We start from the raw sequence: 20,422 nt of genomic DNA on the forward strand, positions 1-20,422 counted from the left end.
TAAGGTATAGCATAGGCCGTGCCAAGACCATGGGACGGGGTTTTTTGCGGGTTGAGCGGCGTGATCGGCGCGAAAACGGGCAGGTTGTGCCTATCAAATAATCAGCGCTTGCCGATCGGGCGGGGCGGGGCGATATTGGCGGTTCGCGGTGAGCGGTGCGCGGGGCGTGGTTCGGCGTTGGGCCGGTTGGGATACGGAGCAGAAATATGCGCGCGATGAATTCGCTGTTGGAGGCCACGGGGACCACGATTTTTACCGTGATGTCCGCACTCGCGGTGCAGCATGGCGCGATTAATTTGGGTCAGGGATTTCCCGATGAGGACGGGCCGGATGCGGTGGTGATGGCGGCGGCGACGGCACTGCGCGATGCGAGCCTGGGGCCGACGCGCAATCAATATCCGCCGCTGACCGGTGTGCCGGTGCTGCGCGAGGCGGTGGCGGCGGCGAACCGGCGGTTTTATGGGTTGGAGATTGACCCGCAGAGCGAGGTGGTGGTGACATCGGGCGCGACCGAGGCGTTGACCGCGTGTTTGATGGCGCTGCTCAATCCGGGTGATGAGGTGGTGCTGCTGGAGCCGACCTACGATATTTATGTGCCGGTGGTGAAATTGCTGGGGGCGGTGCCCAAGCTGGTGCGCCTGGAGCCGCCGGGCTGGGATTTGCCGCGTGCGGCGCTGGCGGCGGCGTTTTCGCCCCGGACCAAGCTTTTGCTGCTGAATTCGCCGATGAACCCGACGGGGAAGGTGTTCGGGGTGGAGGATTTGGATTTCATTGCCGATTTATGCGTGCGGCATGACACCTATGCGGTGTGCGATGAGGTTTATGAGCATTTGGTGTTTGATGGGGCGGCGCATATTCCGCTGATGACGCGGCCAGGGATGCGCGAGCGCTGTGCGCGGATTGGCAGTGCTGGCAAGACATTCAGCCTGACCGGCTGGAAGGTGGGGTATGTGAGTGCGCCCCGGGCGATGGCATCGGTGATTGCGAAGGCGCATCAGAATTTGACCTTTACCACGCCGCCGCATTTGCAGAGGGCGGTGGCGGTGGGGCTTGCGCAGGGGGATGATTATTTTGCGGCGATTGGTGCGCGGTTGGCGGCCAAGCGCACGCGCTTGGCGACCGGGCTGGCGGCGGTGGGGTTTGTGCCGCTGGAGACGCGCGGCTCGTATTTTGTGACGGCGGATTTTTCCAAGTTGGGGTTTGACGGCGATGATCAGGCGTTTTGCCGCTTTATGGTTGAGCAGGCGGGCGTGGCCGCGATTCCGGTTTCGGCGTTTTATGCGGGTGAGGCGGCGCCGCGCGATTATGTGCGGTTTGCGTTTTGCAAGCAGGATTCGCTGTTGGATGCCGCGATTGAGCGGTTGGCGCGGCATTTTGCGCCTCAGCGATTGACGCGGAGCGCGCAGACGGCCTAAATCGGCCTTGGTGGCGGACGTAGCTCAGTTGGTAGAGCGCCGGTTTGTGGTACCGGTTGTCGCGGGTTCGATCCCCGTCGTTCGCCCCATTTTCCTCCGGTTTAAATATGGTTGATCAACGCTGCATTGGACTGATTCTTGCGGGCGGTCAGGGCCGGCGGATGGGTGGTGCGGATAAGGCGTCACTCATGCTGGGCGGGCGCACGCTGCTGGAGCGGATGATGGCGCGGCTGGCACCGCAGGTGGATCAGATCATGGTGGCGGCGGGGGCTGATCCAAGGCGGATCAGGCGGCGATATCCCGGCGTGATCGCGCTTGATGACGGGGAATTTGCCGGGTTCGGGCCGCTGGCGGGGATTTTGGCGGGGTTACGTGCGGCAGAGAGGGCCGGGATGGCGCAGGTTTTGAGCGTGCCGGTGGATACGGTTTTTGTGCCCATGGATTTGCGGATCAGGCTGGGGGCGGCGCCTTCGGTGGTTGACCATGGCGGGCGGGTGCATCACTCCATTGCGATGTGGCCGCGTGCGGCGGCGGCGAGCTTGGCTGGTTTTCTGGCGGCGCCGGGGCCGCATCGGGTACGGGATTTTGCAGCACTGATCGGGACGCGGCGGGTTTGGTTTGACGATGCGGATGATCCCTTCATGAATATTAACGCGCCGGAGGATTTGGCGGCGGCGGAGCGACGCGTTGAGTAATATGCTGACCAGCGGGATTGGTGATTTTTTATACGCGGTGGTGGCGCTGTTCGTGATCATTGATCCGATTGGCACCGGCATCGTGTTTGCCGCGCTGACGGTGAATGATGCGCCGGCGAAATGCCATGCGATGGCGCGGCGGGCCTCGATTGTGAGTTTTGTGGTGCTGCTGGTGTTCGGCATTGCCGGTGAGGCGCTGTTGCGGGTGCTGGGGATTGGGATTCCGGCGTTGCAGATTGCTGGCGGGGCGCTGTTGTTTCTCTCGGCCAAGGACATGGTGACGGCGAAGCATGAATTGCGCTCGACTGATGAGGAGCGCGCGGCGGTGACGGCGACCGGCGAGGATATTAGCGTGTTTCCGCTAGCGATTCCGCTGATTGCCGGGCCGGGGGCGATGACCACGATGATCTTGCTGCACGCCAAGGCGGGGTCTGATTTAGTCGCGATTATTGCGGTGACGCTGGCGTTGGCGGCGCTGATTATCGGCACCTTCATGGCGATGCGCGCCTCGCGGCTGCTCGCGCATTTGACCGGGGCGACCGGGGCGAGCGTGATGGGGCGGGTGCTGGGAATTTTGGTGGCGGCGCTGGCGGCGCAATTTATGATTGAAGGGTTGCGCACCGCGCTGCATCTATAACCCTGCGTTGTGGTTTAGCGGTTTTTGTATGCCAATTCGATGATTTATCAAGGTGATGCAGATTAACATTTTGTTGACCGGCGCAAAAATCTGCGGCAGACAGATGGGCTTGGAGGAGCATGAGTATGACCCGATCCGAACTTGTGGCGGCGTTGGCGGAAGAGCATCGGCATTTGACCCTTGGCGATATTGAGCGGGTGGTCACGGCGATTTTTGACGAGATGACGGCGGCGTTGGCGGAAGGCGGACGGGTTGAGCTGCGCGGCTTCGGGGCGTTTTCGGTCAAGCGGCGGCGCGCGCGGGTCGGGCGTAATCCGCGCACCGGGCAGACGGTGGACGTGTCGGAGAAGAGCGTGCCGTTTTTTCGGGCGGGGCGGGAATTGCGCGAAATGGTCAATGAGGGTAGCCCGGCAAAGGCCCGCTCATCCCGGCCGGCCTCGCGCGATGGAGTTTCCCCCTGAAAACCGTTCGATTGATTTTTGGCGCGCTGGTTATTTTGCTGCTGGCGATATTTTTGCTCTCCAACCGCGAGGCGGTGCCGGTTGGGTTTTGGCCGCTGGGCACGCTGGCGGAATTGCCGCTCAGCGTGGTGGCGCTGGTGGCTTTGGTGCTCGGCGTGCTGGTGGGGCTGCTCTGGCATTTGCCCGCACGGATGGGGGCGACGCGGCGGGCCAAGCGCGCTGAGAAGCAGATTGCCAGCATGCAGGCGGCCAGCCTTGTGAAGCCTGTGGAGATCCCGCCGGCGCGCCCTGGCGCGTGATGCCGCCATCCCGGCTGATTGCTGCGATTGATACGGCGGATGCGGTTGAGGCTGTGCGGCTGGCGACGATGCTGCGCCCGCATGTGGGGCTGATCAAGCTGGGGCTTGAGGTGTTTTGTGCGCATGGACCGACCTGCCTGGACTGGGCGGCGGGCGCGCCGGTGTTTTTGGATTTGAAATTGCACGATATTCCGAACACCGTGGCCGGGGCGGTGCGGGCGTTGCTGCGCCGCCCGCCGGCGATGCTGACGCTGCATGCGCAGGGCGGGCCGGCGATGATTGCGGCGGCGCGCATGGCGGCAGAAGCGGCGGGGGCGGCGCGACCAATTTTGCTCGCGGTGACGGTGCTGACCAGCCTGACCGGCGCTGATTTGGCGACGACCGGGGTGATGGCGACGCCACGCGAGCAGGTGTTGCGCCTAGCCGGGATGGCGCTGGAGGCGGGGGCGGACGGGCTGGTGTGCAGTGCGGCGGAGATTAGCGCGATCCGCGCAGCGTTTGGCAGCAAGCCGATTTTGGTGGTGCCGGGGATCCGGCCTGCAGGGTCAGCGCTCGATGATCAGGCACGCACGGCGACGCCGGAGGCGGCGATGGCGGCGGGGGCTGATTATTTGGTGGTGGGGCGACCGATCACGCAAGCGGCGGACCCGGCGGCGGCGGCTTTGGCGATCGCATCAGCCCTGAACGCTGCGATGGGATCGGCGGGTGCGGGGCGATGATTGCGGTGAAGATTTGCGGGATTAATAACGAGGAATCGTACCGGGCGGCGGTGGGTGCCGGGGCGACTTGGCTCGGTTTTAATTTTTTCACCCGTTCACCGCGCCTGGTCACGGCGGCACAGGTGGCGGCGATGGCCGGGGCGGATTGGGCGCCCCGGGTGGGTTTATTTGTCGAGCCGGAGGATGCGGCGATTTGTGCGGTGCTGAGTGCCTGCCGGTTGGATGTGTTGCAGCTTTATGCCAGCCCGGCGCGCTGCCGGGCGGTGCGCGAGGCGTTTGGCGTGCCGGTTTGGCGGGCGGTGGGCGTGAGTGCGCCGGCGGAATTACCCCAGGATGATGAGGGGTTGGACGGGTTTGTGATTGAAGCGAAGCCGCCCGCCGGGGCGGACCGGCCTGGTGGCAATGGGGTGCAGCTTGATTGGGCGATGCTGCGCGGCTGGCAATCGCCCGCACCGTGGCTGTTGGCGGGCGGGCTGACTATTGCGAATGTTGCGCAAGCGGTGGCCGCGAGTGGCGCCCATGCGGTGGATGTGGCGTCCGGGGTGGAAACCGCGCCGGGGCAGAAATCCGCAGCACTGATTGAGGCGTTTGTGGTGGCGGCGCGTCAGGGCTGCGAGCGCGGGCAGTAATAGGTCGCGCGGTTTGACTGCACGATGCGGGTGATGCCGGGGCAGCGCGGCGGGCCGGGGCATTGGGCGCAGGGTTGACCGGCGCGGTCATAGACGCGCCAAGCATGTTGGAAATAGCCAAGTTCGCCGGACGGCTGGGCGTAGTCACGCAGGCTGGAGCCGCCTGCGGCGATGGCATCGTTGAGGGTTTCGCGGATGGCGGCGATCAGGGTGGTGAGCTGTTTGCGGTTGAGCTGGGATGCGGGGATGGTGGGGTTGATGCGCGCCCGGTGCAGGGCTTCGCTCGCGTAGATATTGCCGATGCCCGCGATCAAGCCTTGGTCGAGCAGCGCTATTTTGATGGGGGTGGGTTTGCGGGCGAGGGCGCGACCGAGATAGGCCGTGGTGAGGCCGGGTTCCAGCGGTTCGGGGCCGAGTTTGGCGAGCAGCCAATGCTGATCCTCGGCCTCGGTCGCCACCAGATCGAGCGCGCCGAAGCGCCTTGGATCGACAAAGCCGATTTGGCGGCCTGAGCCGGTGCGGAGCGTCAAATGCTGGTGGGGTTGGGGCGCTTGATCGATGGTCATGCGGCCCGACATGCCGAGATGGATCAACAGCGAAAAACCGCGATCAAGGCGGAGCAGGATATATTTGCCGCGCCGGCGAAAGCCCTCTATCCGCGCGCCGATCAAGGCTTGGACCAGCCCCTCGGGCACCGGCCAGCGCAAATCGCTGCGGGCCAGGGCGGCGTGGGCGATGATTTGGCCGGTTAAGGCGACATCCAGCCCGCGCATGACGGTTTCGACTTCGGGGAGTTCCGGCATGATGGGTTTGGGGCTATAGACTGGGATGATGAGCGAGACCAGCACGAGCGATATTGTCGATTTTGGCTTCTCCACGGTGCCGCGTGCGGAAAAATCCGCCCGGGTGCGCGATGTGTTCGACAGCGTGGCGCGGCGCTATGACATTATGAACGATTTGATGTCATTGGGCGTACATCGGCTGTGGAAGCGCGATTTTGTCACCGCGCTGGGGCCGCGCGCGCATTTGCGCTTGCTGGATTTGGCGGGCGGCACGGGGGATATCAGCTTTCAATGGCGCCGGCGCGGCGGCGGGCCGGTATTGCTGAGTGATATTAATGGCTCGATGCTGTCGGTGGGCCGGACGCGGGCGGAGAATCGCGGCTTGGTTGAGGGGATTTCCTGGCTGGTGACTGATGCCGAAGCGCTGCCGCTCCCTGATGGCGCGGTGGACCGGGTGAGCATGGCGTTTGGCCTGCGCAATTGCACCAATAAGGAACGGGTGCTGGCCGAGGCGAGGCGGGTGCTCAAGCCGGGCGGGCGGTTTTTTTGTCTGGAGTTTTCGAAATTGCAAATTGCGGTGGCGGCACCGCTTTATGAGCGTTGGTCGTTCAAGGCGCTGCCCGAGATTGGCGCGCTGGTGGCCAAAGATCGGGATAGTTATCAATATTTGGCTGAGAGCATCAGGATGTTTCCCGATCAAGACACATTGGCTCAGATGATGCGCACGGCAGGGTTTGCGCGGGTGAGTTATCGGAATTTGAGCGGGGGGATTGCCGCGATCCATGCGGGTTGGCGGCTGTGAGTGCGGAATCTGATTTAGACGGCAAGCGGATTTTATTGATTATTGCGGGCGGGATTGCCGCCTATAAGGCGCTGGAATTGATCCGGCTGTTGCGCCAAGCCGGGGCGCAGGTGCGCGCCGTGCTGACGCGGGGTGGGGCAGAGTTCGTGACCGCGTTATCGGTGCAGGCATTGTGCGAAGACCGGGTTTATACCGAGCTATTTTCGCTCACCGAGGCGAGCGAGATGGGGCATATTCAGCTTTCGCGCAGTGCGGATGTGCTGGTGGTGGTGCCGGCCTCGGCGGATATTTTGGCGAAAATGGCGGCGGGGCTTACCGATGACCTCGCCAGCACCCTGCTGCTCGCGACCGACAAGCCGGTTTTGGTGGCCCCGGCGATGAATGTGCGGATGTGGCAGCATGCGGCGACGATGCAGAACATGGCGCAATTGCGGGCGCGCGGCGTGCAGGTGGTGGGGCCGGATGAGGGGCCGATGGCGTGCGGCGAATTTGGGCCGGGCCGACTGGCAGAGCCTGCGGTGATTTTGGAGGCGATTGCGACTTTGCTGCGCCCGGTGGGAAAACTTGCGGGTTATCATGCGGTGGTGACCAGCGGGCCGACGCATGAGCCGATTGATCCGGTGCGGTATTTGGCCAATCGGAGCTCGGGGCGGCAGGGCCACGCGATTGCCGGCGCGCTCGCGGCGTTGGGCGCACGGGTGACGCTGATTTCCGGGCCGGTAACGATGGCGGACCCGCCCAATGTCAGCGTGGTGCGTGTGGAGACGGCGCGGGAAATGTTCGCCGCCGTGCAAGACGCGATGCCCGCGGATATTGCGGTATTTTGTGCGGCGGTGGCGGATTGGCATGTGACGCCGCTGCCCGCGAAATTGAAGAAAACGGCGGGGACGCCGGTGTTCCAGTTACAGGAAAACCCCGATATTCTCAAGGAAATTTCGATGTTAGCGGCTGGGCGACCGCGCTTGGTGGTGGGGTTTGCGGCGGAGACCGAGCGGGTGGCTGAGCAGGCGGCCCAAAAAAGATTGCGCAAGGGCTGTGATTGGATTGTGGCGAATGATGTGAGTGCGGAGAGCGGGATTATGGGCGGGGCGGAGAATGAGGTGGTGCTGGTGACGGCGGCGGGGAGCGAAACTTGGCCGCGTGCGCCCAAGGAAGCGATTGCGGCGCGGCTGGTTGCGCGGATTGCCAAGGAATTTTCGGCATGATTGAGGTTGTGATCAAGCGCTTGCCGCATGGTGCTGATTTGCCGTTGCCTGGCTATGCGACGGCGGGAGCGGCGGGGATGGATATTTGTGCGGCGGTCGCGGATCAAATGGTGTTAGCGCCGGGGGCGCGGGCGTTGATCCCGACCGGGTTTGCGATCGCGCTGCCGCCTGATTATGAATTGCAGATCAGGCCGCGATCGGGCCTTGCGCTGAAATCGGGCATTATGGTGGTGAATAGTCCGGGCACGATTGATGCGGATTATCGGGGCGAGGTGCAGATTTTGCTGCTCAATGCTGGCGCCGAGCCGTTTGTGGTGACGCGGGGGATGCGGATTGCGCAGGCCGTGTTAGCGCCGGTTTATCGGGCGGTGTGGCGCGAGAGCGAGACGCTGGAGGCGAGCGGGCGCGGCGCGGGCGGGTTTGGCAGCACGGGGCTGGGGTTTGTGCCGCCGATGGGGGGATGAATGGTGGTTCGAGATTGTAAGACGCAAGGCAGAGCAGAGTAGCGAGGAGACTTCTTTTTTGTGAACAAAAAAGAAGCAAAAAAAACTTTGCTCCGCTGGGTCGGTGCTGGCATCGACGCCACTGCACAAACTAAAGGAAGTTTTTTGCTGCTTTTTTTCAAAAAAGCAGCTTTTTCTTTTCGTTAGCGACATCGCAACAACGATCATCCGATACGCCGACCAAATCAGGCTCAGGCAGTCGCCGGGTTACGGCGGGGATTACTGCAAATCCGGCGGGATCGCCTCGGTTTTCAGGCGGGTGACCAAGTCGTCGAGGGCGAGGAGGAGCGAGTCAGTGGAGCCGAGGCGGCGGAGCGAAACGGTTTGTTGCTCCGCCTCGCGGCGTCCGACGACGAGGATGTTGGGGACTAGAGCGAGGCTCAGGTCGCGGATTTTGGCGTTGATTTTTTCGTTGCGGGTATCGGTGATGACGGACAGGCCTGCGGCTTTGAGGGTGGCGGCCACGTGGTCGGCGTAGTCATTCGCGTCGGTGACGATGCTGGCGACGGCGACTTGGGTGGGGGCGAGCCAGAGTGGGAAGCGGCCGGCGTAATGTTCGATCAGGATGCCGATGAAGCGCTCGAAGCTGCCGACGATGGCGCGGTGGAGCATGACCGGGCGGGCACGGCTGCTTTCGGCGGTGATGTAGCTGGCATCGAGCCGGTCGGGGAGCACGAAATCGACTTGCAGGGTGCCGCATTGCCAATCGCGACCGATGGCATCGCGGAGCACGAATTCGAGTTTCGGGCCGTAGAACGCGCCTTCGCCGGGGTTGATGGTATAGGTGACGCCGGCTTGGGCGCAGGCGGCTTTGAGGGCGGCCTCCGCGCGGTCCCAGACTTCATCGCTGCCGGCGCGGGGGGTGGGGCGGTCTGCGAATTTAACGGCGAAATCGGCGAAGCCGAAATCGCGGTAGGTTTCGCGCAGCATGGCGACGAAATTGACCGTTTCGGCAGCGATTTGGTCTTCGGTGCAGAAAATATGCGCGTCATCTTGGGTGAAGGCGCGCACGCGCATGATGCCGTGCAGGGCGCCGGAGGGTTCGAAGCGGTGGCAGGAACCGAATTCGGCCATGCGGAGCGGGAGTTCGCGGTAGCTTCGCAGGCCGTGATTGAAGATTTGCACATGGCACGGGCAGTTCATCGGTTTGACCGCAAGCACCTTGTCTTCATCTTCGATGGTGGCGATGAACATGTGGCTGCGGTAATTGTCCCAATGGCCGGATTTTTCCCAGAGGGTGCGGTCCACCAATTGCGGGGTTTTGACTTCTTGGTAGCCGAACGCTTCTTGTTTGCGGCGCATATAGGCTTCGAGCGTGCGGTAGAGGCGCCAGCCTTTTTCGTGCCAGAACACGCTGCCCACCGCTTCGTCTTGCATGTGGAACAGATCCATTTGCCGACCAAGTTTACGATGATCGCGGCGTTCGGCTTCTTCGAGCTGGTGCAGATGCGCATCCAGCTCTTTTTGGTCGCGCCAGGCGGTGCCGTAGATGCGCGAGAGCATGGGGTTGCGGTGATCGCCGCGCCAATAGGCGCCAGCGACTTTGGTGAGTTTGAAGGCGGTGCCGACATCGCCGGTGCTGCGCAGATGCGGGCCACGGCAGAGATCGAGCCAGTCGCCTTGGCGGTAGATGGAGATGATTTCGCTGGCCGGCAGATCGCGGATTAGCTCGGCTTTGAAGCGCTCGCCCCGCGATTCGAAGAAGGCGATGGCGTCATCGCGCGGCCATTCTTCGCGGGTGAAGGGCGCGTTGGCGGCGATGATGTCGCGCATTTTGGCTTCGATGGCGGCGAGATCATCCGGGGTGAACGGCTCGTTGCGGAAGAAATCGTAATAAAAGCCGGTCTCGATGGCGGGGCCGATGGTGACTTGGGTGCCGGGATAGAGCGCTTGCACGGCTTCGGCCATGACGTGGGCGGCATCATGACGGATCATCGGTAAAGCGTCCGCATCTTTGCGGGTGATGAAGCGGACATGGGCGTTTTCGGTAACGCTGGTGGCGAGATCGACCAGTTTGCCATTCAGCTCCATTGCCAGGGCGGCTTTGGCGAGGCCGGGGCCGATGGAGGCCGCGATCGCGGTGCCGGTTACGGCGCCCGGATAGTCGCGGACGGAGCCGTCTGGCAGGGTGATCGCAGGCATTTTTCGCTCCTTTAGAAGATTAAGGTTGGGTTGTTATGCCGGTCCGTCAGGGCGCTAGCAACCCGGTCCACCGACAGATCGGCTAGATCGGGGGCGCTGAGCACACGCGGCCAATCGCCGTTCGGGTAGCGCGGGGCGGTGAGGCTGGGGTCGCTCGCGCTGGCGAACAGGACTATTGAGGGCACGCCGAGGGCGGTGGCGAGATGCATGGGGCCGGTATCATTGCCGATGGCAAGGGTGGCGCGGGAGAGAACGCGGGCGAGGCTGAGCAGGCTGGTGCGTCCGGTGAGATCGATCGCGTCGGGGGCGCGGCGGCGGATTTCGGCGGCGAGGGGGGCTTCGGCGGCACCGCCGAGAATGACGATGGGGCCGGGCAGTTGGAGGGCGAGGCGCGCGAAATGGCTGGCGGGCCAGCGCTTTTCGGGCCGGTGCGGGGCGGCACCGGGGATCAGGGCGGTGAAATGAGCGGGCAGGTCCGGGCCGTCGGGGAGCGGGGCGGCGCGCAGCCAGGTGAGGTCAGGGGTGGGGAGTGGGCGGTTAAAGCCGGCCTGGGCGAGCTGTTCGGCGAGGCGTTCGCGCGTGTGCAGGGCGTTGCGGGCCGGGTTGCTGTGCGGGGCGCTGCAGCCGGGCGCGATGCCGGACCAGGGCGGGCGGCCGGCCAGACGGAAATAACGCGAGGAACGCTGCGAGGTTTGCAAATCATAGACAAAATCAAAACCGATCAGCTTTTGGCGCAGGCGCCATAGGCCGGGTAGGTCGAAGACGCGTGGTTTCGGGTCGATCAGGATTTGATCGAACCAGGGTGCGGCGGCGAGAAAATCCGCGAACGGGGCGGTGGTGAGCAGCGAAATGGCGGCGGCTTGGTGGGCGGCGCGGATGGCGGCGAAGGCGGGGAAACTCAAGACGATGTCCCCCAGCGCGCCGTGGCGGATGATCAGGATGCGTTTCATCCGAGGAGTTCGTGATAGGCGGCGAGATTGCCGGTTTGCATGGCGGCGATGGAATAATGGGTGGCGACGAAATCCCGCGCGGTGGCGCCCATGGCCATGCGGGCTTGGATGTCGAGGTCCAAGGCGTGATCGATGCTGGCGGCGAGGGCAGCGGCGTCGCCGGGTTTGGTGCGCCAGCCGGTTTGCCCATCGCGGATGGTTTCGCGGGCGGCACCGTGATCGGTGGCGATGACGAGGCGGCGCATGGCTTGGGCTTCGACGATGGTGCGCCCGAAGGCTTCGGGATCGGTGGAGGCGTTGACCACCACATCGGCCAATTTATAGGCGGCGGGCATGTCGGTGCAGTCACCGATCATGCGGATGCGCCCGGCGACGCCGAGACGATCCGCTTGTTGCCAGAGGCTGCGGACATAATCATGGCGGCCTTGCGCGGCGCCGACCAGGAGCAGCAGCGCATCGTGATGGCGCAGCTTGGCCAGGGCATCGATCATCACCCCCTGCCCTTTCCAGGCGGTGAGCCGGGCGGGCAGCATGATGGTGGGCGCGCCATCGATCAGGCGCCAATCCTGCGCGAAGCGGATCATGCGGGTTTCGTGGACGCTATCGGGGTTGAAGCGGGCCGGATCGACGCCGCCGGGGACGATGCGCAGACGATCATCGCCGATTTGATGCCGCTCGCGGATCAGGTCAGCGATATAGGCGGAGACGGCGATGACGCGCTGGCCGGAGGCCATGACGCTGTTATAGGCGCGTTTGAGTTTACTGCCCTCGCTATAGGCACCGTGATAGGTGGTGACCAAGGGAATGGCGCAGGCGGCGGCGGCGGCGCGGGCGGCGAAGGCAGGGGCGCGGGAATGGACGTGGACCAGCGAGATGCGCTCGGCTTTGATCAGTTTGATCAGGCGGCTGGTGTTGGCGCGGCGCGAGAGCGGATTGCGGGTATCGAGCGGGAGGGCGCGGAAATGGCCGCCTGCGCGTTCGACCTGGGTGACGAGGCGGCCTGGGGCGGCGGCGACCATGGCGCGCGCGCCGGTGCGGGCGATGGCTTCGGTGAGTTCGACCACGACTTGTTCGACCCCGCCGGTTTCCAGACGCGGCAGAACCTGTAAAACCGCATAGTCGCGCGCACTGCCCATTATCCTGCCTTTCGGGTTGGGCGGTTAGCACAACCGGCATGGAAGGGGAATCGGCGTGACCATTCAGCGCATACGGCATCAGGGGACCGAGCTGGCCTATCAATTGCTGGCCGGGGCGGACCCGGTTTTGGTGTTTCTGCCGGGCTTTGGCTCGGACATGGCGGGGACCAAAGCGTTGTTTTTGCATGATCATTGCGCAGCGCGGGGGCAGGCGATGCTCCGGCTCGATTATTCGGGGCATGGGGTGTCCGGCGGGGTGTTCACCGAGGGATGCATTGGACGCTGGGCAGGGGATGCGGCAGCGGTGATTGAGGCCGCAGTGCCGGGGCGGCGGCTGGTGCTGGTTGGGTCATCGATGGGGGGGTGGATTGCGGCTTTGTTGGCGCGGGATTTGGCCGCGCAATTGCATGGGTTGGTTGGCATTGCGCCAGCGCCGGATTTTACCGAGGATTTGCTGCGCCCAGCGCTGGATGCGGCGGCTTTGCAGGATTTGGCGCGCGCGGGGGTGACGATGATCCCCAATGCCTACGGGCCGCCGACGCCGATTACCCGGCTGCTGTTGGCGGATGGGGCTGAGCATTTGGTGTTGCGCGCGCCGCTGGCGATTCAGGCACCGGTGCGGCTGATCCATGGGATGCGCGATGCGGAGGTGCCGTATCAGACCAGTTTGCGCCTCGCAGAGCGGATCACCGGGGCGAATGTGCAGATCACATTGGTCAAGGATGGCGAGCATCGGCTGTCGCGGGCGGAGGATTTGGCGCTGCTCGCGCAGATGTGTGACGCTGTCACGGATTGATACCGGCGCGAGGCACCGCTGTTACAAAGCGGTGCGATAGGAGCGAAACCGGATTGGCGAGCAATCCGGTTGTGATGGAGATCAACATGACCAAAGCGAAGATTTTGCTGCTTGCCGCGACGTTGTTGGCGGGCAGTGCTGGCGTGGCGTTGGCTCAGCCGATGATGGGTAAATTGCGGGGCAAACCGGTATCGGTCACGGGCACGGTGCAACATTTCACCCTGACGCCGTTTGGCGCGATTGTTGGATTGCAACTGAGCAACGGCGCGCAGGTGCTGGCACCGCCCTTTATGTCCACGCAAATTGCCTATGCGGTGAAGCTGGGCGATCAGGTGACGGTGCAGGGTGTTTCGATGGGGGCGGTGACGCGGGCGCTGCGGATTACCGATGCGACCAGCCACCAGAGTGTCACGCTGCCCAAAAGGCCGTTCCGGCATCATGGCGCGGCGGCGGCGACGGTGCAGGGCACGGTGGTGAGCCTGATTAATGGGCCACGGATGAGGCATTTCGGGGTAATGCTCAATAATGGCACGCAATTGGCCCTGCCGCCGACCGCGTTTGACAACGCGGCGCTGCGTGGGTTGCTGAAACCCGGCGCACAACTGGTGGCGAGCGGTGCGGAACAGGCGAGCGCGCTGGGCACGGTGCTGAAGGTGCAGGAAGTGGGTGCCGATTCCAGCCATTTGACGGCGGTGACGTGGCCGCATTGGCATCACCGCCGTGCTGGGGGACATCCGAAGCCCGCCGCGCAATAATCGGCTAAAATCCTCTCCGGATTGTGTAATTTTTTCATCACCCGGCCCTTGCGCCGGGTGAATTGTTTGGTTACACGGTTTTCTCCGAACATGAATTTCTTGTAAACTATTTACGGAAATTTGGCGGTTCGAGCCTGATCGTTTTGTCATCTCGCACGCTGTTTGGGTGTGCGGAGAAGAAGATGTATCAGGATTATGATTTGTGGAATTTCGGCGCGGAATGTCTCTGCGCCGACTCTGGGGAGAGAAACAATGCGGCGAGCATTATCAGTGACAGGTTTGGCGGGGTCGATCGGCCTTGGTTTGGCCGTGGCGGCGACGGCGGTGGCCGGTGTGGCGCAGGCGGCGACTGCACCCGCGCAAATCAAAATCGGCACGCTCTATGCGAGCAGTGGTGCGTTCGCGGTGGCCTCGCAGGGGCAGTATAAGGGCCTGCAATTCTGGGCTGCCGAGGTCAACAAGGGCGGCGGCTTGTTCGTGAAGGCGTTCAACAAGAAAATTCCGGTGAAGATTGTCGCTTATGACGATCAAAGCTCCACCGCGACGGCGACCACCTTGTATAATCAGTTAATCACGCAGGATAAGGTTAATCTGTTGGTGGCTGATTTCGGGTCGGTCCTGACCTCGGTGGCGGTGCCGATTGCGGCGGAACATCATATGTTGCTGATCGACCCGACCGGGTCGGGGGCGAATTTCTTCACCAAGAAAACGCCGTATTTGGCTGACGTGTCGATCCCGTCTTCGACGGTGTGGCCGCTGCCGCTGGCGCATTATTTGCTGCAGCAAAAAATCAAGCGGATTGCTGTGGTGTATGGCTCGAATGATTTCGATGCGTCGCAGGCGTCAACGCTGAAGGATGTGTTGGCGAAGGGCGGGGTGAAGCCGGTTTATTATCATGCGGTGCCGACCACGGAATCCAATTACACGGTGCTGCTGCACACCATCGCGGCGCATCATCCGGATGCGGTGATCGAGATGGGCTATCCGCCGAATGATATTGCGTTCCTGCGGGCGCTGAAATCGAGCGGGCTGCATTTCAACATGACCTTCACGATTTTCCCGGGTCAGTTGATTGATTTGATCACCAAGAATGTCGGCGCGAAAGGGTTGGCTTATACCTATACCTACCCGACGCCGCCTTTGGTGAAGTTCAAGACCGTGACGGACGGGATGAATACGGCGCAATTCGTGCAGGCTTTCACCGCAGCCGATAAGGCGGCGCCGAATTTCTTGGATGCGGCCGGCTATAATACCGGGATCATCATGCAGAAAATGGTGGCGACAGCGCCGAGCTTTACGCAATTGGCGTTTGATAAAGCGTTGCTCGACATGTCTGGCAAGACCAAGACGGTGCTGGGCAAGTTCGTGATGACCGATCATGGCGCGCAGCTTGGCGAGTTGCTGCCGGTGGCGCAGCTAGTGCCCGCCGGGGCCAGCAACAAGATTGTCGTGGTGTACCCAAATGATAAAGCGACGGGTAAGGCGGTTTATCCGGCGCCGAAATAAGATCGTTTGCCGCATGGCTGAACCGGGTTCGGGGCTTGGCCCTGGACCCGGTTTTATCGAGACCGACTATCACCACAGACGAGATAACCAAGGCATGATGGATGCTTGATTTAATCGAATACGCCGTTGTTGGCGGGATTTTGTATGGGGTTTTTTTCAGCCTCATCGGCATTGGCCTGAACCTGGTGTTCGGGGTGATGAAGATTATCAATCTGGCGCATGGCCAGTTCATCATGCTGGGTGGGTTTGGCGCGTTTATCATGGTGCAGTATTTGCACCTCAATCCGCTGGCCGGGATTCCGCTGGCGATTTTGGGGGCGGCGGTGATTGGCTGGCCGCTTTATTATGCGGTGGTGCCGCGCCTGCAGGCGAGCCGCGACCCTGAGATGCTCTCATTTATTTTGTTTTTCGGGATTGCCCAGATGATTGAGGCGATCACTGGGTTGGCGTTTGGTGCGGACCAGCGCTCCCTGCCCGGCTCGGCGTTGGGCGACGGGAATTTGGCGGTGCTGGGGCAGAGCTTTCCCGATAGCTGGTGGGTGGCTGATTTGGCGAGTGTGCTCGCGATTGGCGGGCTCTATTGGTATTTTTCGCGCACCAAGCTGGGCTATGCGACGCGCGCGATCATGGCGAATCGGGAAGAGGCGCGGGCAACCGGCATTGATGTTGACCGGGTTTCGGTGATTGCCTTCGTGATGGGGCTGGCGCTGGCCGGGATTGCCGGGGTGTTTGTGCCGTATTTGCTCGGCTCGGTCTCGCCGGATATTGGCGACACGCTGACCACGACCTCGTTTGCGATTGTGATTATCGGCTCGCTGGGCAATCCGCTCGGCACGGTGATTGGCGGCTTGGTGTTTGGGCTGGGGACGATGATGATGCAGACATTTTATTCCTCCTGGTCAAATATTGTGCCTTATGCGTTGCTGATGGTGATTGTGCTGATCCGCCCGTCCGGGTTGCTCGGCAAGGCGGCCCGGGTTGCCTGAGATGAGCCAAGCCATGACAAATTCGCCGCGTGCTGCCGGTTGGCGCCGGTTGATCCCTGGTGCCGGGTTGCTGCTAGGGCTGCTGGCAGCATCCGCCGTGCTGCCGCATGTGATTGGCAACCAATCGCTGCTGTTCACGCTGGTGACCTATATGGTGCTCGCGCAGGGCTTGAACCTGCTCTACGGGTTCACCGGCTATTTGCCGTTTGGCTATGTTGGGTTTTTCGGGTGCGGCGGCTATGCGACGGCGCTGCTGGTGTTGCACACGGATTTGCCGGTGTTGGTTTGTGTGCTCGGCGGTGGCGCGGCGGCGGTGGCGATGGCGATTTTGTTAGCGCCGTTGCTGCGGCTATCGGGGGCTTATTTCTCGATCGCGAATTTGGCAGCCTCGCAGATTTTATATTTCGTGGTGGCCAATCCGCATTTGAAAGACATCACCGGCGGGCCTTACGGATTGAAAATCGAGCGGGTTTATGACCCGGCGGCGAGCTATGCGACGATGGTGGCGGTTTTGTTAGTGGCGACCGGCGTGGGGGTTTATTTTCGGACATCGCGGTTTGGTTTGGCGCTGCGGGCGATGACGCAGGATGCGGTCAGTGCCTCGATGGCCGGGCTGGATGTGGTGCGGGCGCGCGCGATTGTTTGGCTGATTTCGGCCTTGGTCGCGGGGCTGGCCGGTGGGGCTTATGCGTGGAACCTATCGGTGTTTTATCCGGATGCGCTGTTTACCTTGCAGATTTCGGTGTTTGCCATTGTCTTTGCGCTGTTTGGCGGCGTGGGCACAGTGGTGGGACCGCTGCTGGGGGCGGCGATTTTGTATAGTTTTTATGCGGTGATCGGGATTTCGACGCCGCAATATTTCGAGCTGATCTATGGGTTGCTGATTGTGTTGCTGGTGCTGTTTTTGCCGAACGGGGTGATGTCGCTGCTGGCGCGTTGGAGGAAAAATGGCGTCTGAACCACTGCTGCGCCTGGAGGGCGTGGGCAAGAAATTCGGGCTGCTCACCGTGTTGAACGAGGTGAGTTTCAGCGTGCAACCGGGCGAGATTGTTGGATTGGTGGGGCCGAACGGCTCCGGCAAGACCACGACGATCAATGTGATTTCCGGGGTGCATCAGGCCAATTCGGGGCGGGTTTTGTTCGAGGGGCAGCCGGTGCAGCGCCTGCCGATTTTCAAGCTGGCGCGGCTGGGGATCAACCGCAGTTTTCAAGTGCCCAAAGTGTTTCACGACCTAACGGTGCGCGAGAATATCGACGTGGCGGCGACGATTGGACGCGCACGCGGGGCTGATCCGGCGGCGATATTGCGCGAGATTGGCTTGGCGGACCAGGCGGAGACGCTGGCGGGATCGCTCACGGTCAATCAGCAGAAAATGCTGGATTTGGGCCGCGCTTTGGTGACGGGGCCGAAATTATTGTTAGTTGATGAAATCGGCGCGGGGCTTAACCCTTCGGAATTGGGCGGGATTGCGACGCTGCTGACGGGGCTTGCGGCGCGCGGCATTGCGCTGATTGTGGTTGAGCATTTGCTCGATTTTCTCGGCAAGATTACCGAACGGGTGATTGTGCTGGGGGCGGGCAAAATGCTGTTTGAAGGCTCGTTACAAAACGCCTCGCGCGACCCGGATGTGGTTGCGGCATTCATCGGAGGCTGAGATGTCTTTATTATCATTGCGCAATGTGACCTCCGGCTATGGACGGATGCAAATTCTGTGGGGCATTGATCTGGATGTGGCACCAGGCGAGACGGTGTTGCTGCTGGGGGCCAATAGTGCCGGCAAGACAACGTTGCTGCGCAGCATCATTGGACTTTTGCCGTGCTGGGCTGGATCGATCAATTTTGATGGTGCCTCGATTGGCGGTGAAAAACCCGATCAGCGCATCCGGCGGGGCATTGCGTTCATGTCCGAGTTGGGTGTGTTTCCGTCCTTGTCGATTGAGGAAAATATTCGGCTGGGCGGTTATTTTCTCTCCGGTGCGGAAGTGAAGCGGCGGAGCGAACGGCTGTTTGAGCTGTTTCCGGCCTTGGCGGCGAAAAAGCGCGATGCGGCGGGGACATTGTCAGGCGGGCAGCGCAAGATGTTGGGGATTGCCAAGGTGCTGATTTCCGAGCCGAAATTATTATTGATGGATGAGCCGTCGTCTGGGCTGGCACCGGTTTTTGTTAAGCAGGTGATCGAGGTGTTGAAATCGACGATTGGGGCGGGTACGGCGTTGTTGATTGCCGAGCAGAATGTTGCGTTTTTGGCGCTCGCGGATCGGGGCTATTTGATCGATCATGGGCAGGTGAAGCTTTCGGGCACGCGGGCGGCGCTCGAGGCGGATGATGCGGTGCGGGCGGCTTATTTCGGGCTTTGATCGCCCGACGCGGGCGACAATGCTGGTGGGTTTATACATACCCCTGGGTCCTGGTGATCCGGGGGTTTTTCGTGGGGATGGGGCGCGGTTTGCTCATAAAAAAACCCCGAACCTTGCGGTTCGGGGTTCGAGCGGAGGTCCGTAAGGATTAGATGAACGAGCCGCCGGCATAGACCGAGGCTTGCGCGACGGTGATGCCCTGCATCGTGATTTGCGTGCCATCCGACAGGCTGACCAAGACGCCCGGCGTGCCATTGACGGCTGAGCCAGTGACCGAGGTGATGTTCGTGCCATCAACAGCGAACAATTTGTCAGTGTTCAGATTGAAGTCGGTGATCACATCGTTACCACCGGTGTTGCCGGTTGCAGAGCCGAAGAAGTAAACATTGACGGCGCCCGTGACGGTTGATCCCGTCATCGTCGCGGAGCCGGAGCTACCGAAGAAGAACTGATTACCCGACCCACCCGAGGAGATGACGTCCACGCCGGCACCCGCCAGGAACAGGTTGCTGCCGGTTGCCGAGCTGGCTTGCAGGGTTTCGTTGCCGGAACCCGCATAGAGATAATTAGTGCCGTTGACCGTGGGGGACGCGGTTACACCATCCGCGTTAAAGCCAGCATCCAGAACATCACCATTGCCAGCGCCTACCAAGACGGCCGCACCTGACCCTGCGATCAACAGGTTATTACCCGCCGTGCCGCCCGTGAAGTGGCCACCACCTGCGCCGCCGAATACGGTCAGTGACCCCGAATTGCCAGCGACCAGGACTGAGCCTGCGCTGTTGTTCACAAAATCCATTGAGCCAGCGTAGCCCTTTACGACGGAGGCAAAGACCGAGCTACTGCCGGTGGCGACAACAGTGGAACTGCCAGAGTAGGTTTTCACGCGCACATCGCCAGCGCTGAGCACCGCAGACTGCGTGCCTTGAAGATTGAGCGTGTCGTTACCACCCGCCGCGATCACTGACCCTGTCCCAGTGCCGGTGAACAGATTGACATTGCTGGTCGCGCCGAGAACGAAGGTTTGACCGTTATTGTTCGACGCGTTGACCGTTTCGGTGCCCGGCGCCTCAACCACGACGGTGCTGAACGCGGAACCAACATTGTAGCTACCGGTCGATGATGCGCCGGTTGGCGCAGACCCAGGGAATTGCTGGTCGCTAATAACAAACAGACCACCGGTCGCGGAGGTTCCGGTTATCAAGGCCGTTGCGCCGGTTACCTGGTCGACATTGGTAAATGACACGGTTCCAGCCGAGACTTGGTTGCTGATCGCGGTGAGCGCGCTTTGCAGCGCTGCTTGGGCCGTGGAGGTCACGCCGGTGAGGGGCACGGAAATCAAACCGCTCAGCGCATTTCCGTTGACACCGCCAACTACTGTTACCGTCGAACTCATTAGGGGACCTCCAAATACTTAATTTATGGTTACCGTCTAGCGGGTTCGTTAATGGTAAGCAAGAGAAAATTCGGCGTGGTTGGTTAATTTTATTGAGTTCAACCAAAAGTTGGTATGAGCCGCGCATTCAACGGTTGAATCGAGCATTTCCGCCAAAAATTTTGCATCGACTTTTGATACTGCTTTATATTTTGGTATTTTTGTATGATTTTATGAGGCAATATGACAATTGTAAGTCAGTTGTCGCGGA

The 20,422-nt window shown here is 61.7% G+C and carries 23 protein-coding genes and 1 tRNA gene; 19 read left to right on the forward strand and 5 right to left on the reverse strand.

Features of this window, described 5'->3' with window-relative positions:
• Nucleotides 1-206 precede the first annotated feature (206 nt).
• From ACYUCQ_RS06050 to ACYUCQ_RS06085, 8 genes are all read left to right on the forward strand, one after another.
• The gene (locus ACYUCQ_RS06050) at nt 207-1,415 is read left to right on the forward strand and encodes an aminotransferase (RefSeq protein WP_460253617.1); all 1,209 of its coding nucleotides are present in this window, start codon (nt 207-209) and stop codon (nt 1,413-1,415) included.
• A gap of 13 nt (nt 1,416-1,428) precedes the next feature.
• Nucleotides 1,429-1,504 (forward strand) — tRNA-His (locus ACYUCQ_RS06055).
• Between the two features lie 18 nt (nt 1,505-1,522).
• Nucleotides 1,523-2,110, forward strand: a complete 588-nt coding sequence (locus tag ACYUCQ_RS06060; protein WP_460253618.1) for an NTP transferase domain-containing protein — start codon at nt 1,523-1,525, stop codon at nt 2,108-2,110.
• A 1-nt stretch (nt 2,111) separates the two neighbouring features.
• Nucleotides 2,112-2,747, forward strand: coding sequence for a MarC family protein (locus ACYUCQ_RS06065; protein ID WP_460253748.1), 636 nt, complete (start codon nt 2,112-2,114; stop codon nt 2,745-2,747).
• Nucleotides 2,748-2,872: 125 nt separating this feature from the next.
• The gene (locus ACYUCQ_RS06070; protein ID WP_460253619.1) at nt 2,873-3,208 is read left to right on the forward strand and encodes an integration host factor subunit beta; all 336 of its coding nucleotides are present in this window, start codon (nt 2,873-2,875) and stop codon (nt 3,206-3,208) included.
• A gap of 11 nt (nt 3,209-3,219) precedes the next feature.
• Entirely contained in the window at nt 3,220-3,507 is a 288-nt protein-coding gene (locus tag ACYUCQ_RS06075; RefSeq protein WP_460253620.1) for a lipopolysaccharide assembly protein LapA domain-containing protein, read from the forward strand.
• Nucleotides 3,507-4,226: an orotidine-5'-phosphate decarboxylase gene (pyrF, locus tag ACYUCQ_RS06080; protein ID WP_460253749.1), complete on the forward strand. Its 720-nt coding sequence runs from the start codon at nt 3,507-3,509 to the stop codon at nt 4,224-4,226. The genes ACYUCQ_RS06075 and pyrF overlap by 1 nt, the downstream gene beginning before the upstream one ends.
• Nucleotides 4,223-4,855, forward strand: coding sequence for a phosphoribosylanthranilate isomerase (locus ACYUCQ_RS06085; RefSeq protein ID WP_460253621.1), 633 nt, complete (start codon nt 4,223-4,225; stop codon nt 4,853-4,855). The genes pyrF and ACYUCQ_RS06085 overlap by 4 nt, the downstream gene beginning before the upstream one ends.
• On the opposite strand, the gene mutM is transcribed toward ACYUCQ_RS06085, so the two are convergent.
• Nucleotides 4,831-5,658: a bifunctional DNA-formamidopyrimidine glycosylase/DNA-(apurinic or apyrimidinic site) lyase gene (gene mutM, locus ACYUCQ_RS06090; protein WP_460253750.1), complete on the reverse strand. Its 828-nt coding sequence runs from the start codon at nt 5,656-5,658 to the stop codon at nt 4,831-4,833. The two genes, ACYUCQ_RS06085 and mutM, sit on opposite strands and share 25 nt — an antisense overlap.
• Before the next feature lie 28 nt (nt 5,659-5,686).
• Here mutM and ACYUCQ_RS06095 point away from each other — a divergent pair, with 28 nt between their 5' ends.
• Genes ACYUCQ_RS06095 through ACYUCQ_RS06110 form a run of 4 tightly spaced genes read left to right on the forward strand, consistent with a single transcriptional unit; the run spans nt 5,687 to nt 8,294 of the window.
• Complete coding sequence (locus ACYUCQ_RS06095) at nt 5,687-6,439, forward strand: class I SAM-dependent methyltransferase (RefSeq protein WP_460253622.1); 753 nt, start codon at nt 5,687-5,689, stop codon at nt 6,437-6,439.
• The gene (gene coaBC, locus ACYUCQ_RS06100; protein WP_460253623.1) at nt 6,427-7,644 is read left to right on the forward strand and encodes a bifunctional phosphopantothenoylcysteine decarboxylase/phosphopantothenate--cysteine ligase CoaBC; all 1,218 of its coding nucleotides are present in this window, start codon (nt 6,427-6,429) and stop codon (nt 7,642-7,644) included. The genes ACYUCQ_RS06095 and coaBC overlap by 13 nt, the downstream gene beginning before the upstream one ends.
• Nucleotides 7,641-8,108: a dUTP diphosphatase gene (gene dut, locus ACYUCQ_RS06105; RefSeq protein WP_460253624.1), complete on the forward strand. Its 468-nt coding sequence runs from the start codon at nt 7,641-7,643 to the stop codon at nt 8,106-8,108. The genes coaBC and dut overlap by 4 nt, the downstream gene beginning before the upstream one ends.
• Before the next feature lie 60 nt (nt 8,109-8,168).
• A complete protein-coding gene (locus tag ACYUCQ_RS06110) occupies nt 8,169-8,294 on the forward strand; it encodes a hypothetical protein (protein ID WP_460253625.1) in 126 nt (41 codons plus the stop codon).
• Nucleotides 8,295-8,366: 72 nt separating this feature from the next.
• Here ACYUCQ_RS06110 and thrS read toward each other — a convergent pair whose 3' ends face one another.
• Genes thrS through ACYUCQ_RS06125 form a run of 3 tightly spaced genes read right to left on the reverse strand, consistent with a single transcriptional unit; the run spans nt 8,367 to nt 12,375 of the window.
• Nucleotides 8,367-10,289 (reverse strand): threonine--tRNA ligase, encoded by a 1,923-nt coding sequence (gene thrS, locus ACYUCQ_RS06115; protein WP_460253626.1) that lies wholly within the window; start codon nt 10,287-10,289, stop codon nt 8,367-8,369.
• Nucleotides 10,290-10,300: 11 nt separating this feature from the next.
• Nucleotides 10,301-11,239 carry a glycosyltransferase family 9 protein gene (locus ACYUCQ_RS06120; protein ID WP_460253627.1) on the reverse strand — a complete coding sequence of 313 codons (939 nt, stop codon included), beginning with the start codon at nt 11,237-11,239 and terminating at the stop codon, nt 10,301-10,303.
• The gene (locus tag ACYUCQ_RS06125; protein ID WP_460253628.1) at nt 11,236-12,375 is read right to left on the reverse strand and encodes a glycosyltransferase family 4 protein; all 1,140 of its coding nucleotides are present in this window, start codon (nt 12,373-12,375) and stop codon (nt 11,236-11,238) included. The genes ACYUCQ_RS06120 and ACYUCQ_RS06125 overlap by 4 nt, the downstream gene beginning before the upstream one ends.
• 55 nt (nt 12,376-12,430) lie before the next feature.
• Between ACYUCQ_RS06125 and ACYUCQ_RS06130 the strand changes: the two genes are divergently transcribed.
• The 7 genes from ACYUCQ_RS06130 to ACYUCQ_RS06160 all read left to right on the forward strand — a co-directional run bounded on the left by ACYUCQ_RS06130 (nt 12,431) and on the right by ACYUCQ_RS06160 (nt 18,776).
• Nucleotides 12,431-13,171 (forward strand): alpha/beta hydrolase, encoded by a 741-nt coding sequence (locus ACYUCQ_RS06130; RefSeq protein ID WP_460253629.1) that lies wholly within the window; start codon nt 12,431-12,433, stop codon nt 13,169-13,171.
• 86 nt (nt 13,172-13,257) lie between these two features.
• Nucleotides 13,258-13,926 carry a hypothetical protein gene (locus tag ACYUCQ_RS06135; protein WP_460253630.1) on the forward strand — a complete coding sequence of 223 codons (669 nt, stop codon included), beginning with the start codon at nt 13,258-13,260 and terminating at the stop codon, nt 13,924-13,926.
• Between the two features lie 252 nt (nt 13,927-14,178).
• A complete protein-coding gene (locus ACYUCQ_RS06140) occupies nt 14,179-15,432 on the forward strand; it encodes an ABC transporter substrate-binding protein (RefSeq protein ID WP_460253631.1) in 1,254 nt (417 codons plus the stop codon).
• A 101-nt stretch (nt 15,433-15,533) separates the two neighbouring features.
• Nucleotides 15,534-16,418 carry a branched-chain amino acid ABC transporter permease gene (locus ACYUCQ_RS06145; protein ID WP_460253632.1) on the forward strand — a complete coding sequence of 295 codons (885 nt, stop codon included), beginning with the start codon at nt 15,534-15,536 and terminating at the stop codon, nt 16,416-16,418.
• Nucleotides 16,419-16,431: 13 nt separating this feature from the next.
• The gene (locus ACYUCQ_RS06150; protein WP_460253633.1) at nt 16,432-17,376 is read left to right on the forward strand and encodes a branched-chain amino acid ABC transporter permease; all 945 of its coding nucleotides are present in this window, start codon (nt 16,432-16,434) and stop codon (nt 17,374-17,376) included.
• A complete protein-coding gene (locus ACYUCQ_RS06155) occupies nt 17,366-18,073 on the forward strand; it encodes an ABC transporter ATP-binding protein (RefSeq protein WP_460253634.1) in 708 nt (235 codons plus the stop codon). Before ACYUCQ_RS06150 ends, ACYUCQ_RS06155 begins: the two co-directional genes overlap by 11 nt.
• Nucleotide 18,074: 1 nt before the next feature.
• Nucleotides 18,075-18,776, forward strand: a complete 702-nt coding sequence (locus ACYUCQ_RS06160; RefSeq protein WP_460253635.1) for an ABC transporter ATP-binding protein — start codon at nt 18,075-18,077, stop codon at nt 18,774-18,776.
• 148 nt (nt 18,777-18,924) lie between these two features.
• Here ACYUCQ_RS06160 and ACYUCQ_RS06165 read toward each other — a convergent pair whose 3' ends face one another.
• Nucleotides 18,925-20,172 (reverse strand): beta strand repeat-containing protein, encoded by a 1,248-nt coding sequence (locus tag ACYUCQ_RS06165; RefSeq protein ID WP_460253636.1) that lies wholly within the window; start codon nt 20,170-20,172, stop codon nt 18,925-18,927.
• Nucleotides 20,173-20,422 lie beyond the last annotated feature (250 nt).

Source organism: Acidiphilium sp. MT5 (assembly GCF_054767495.1).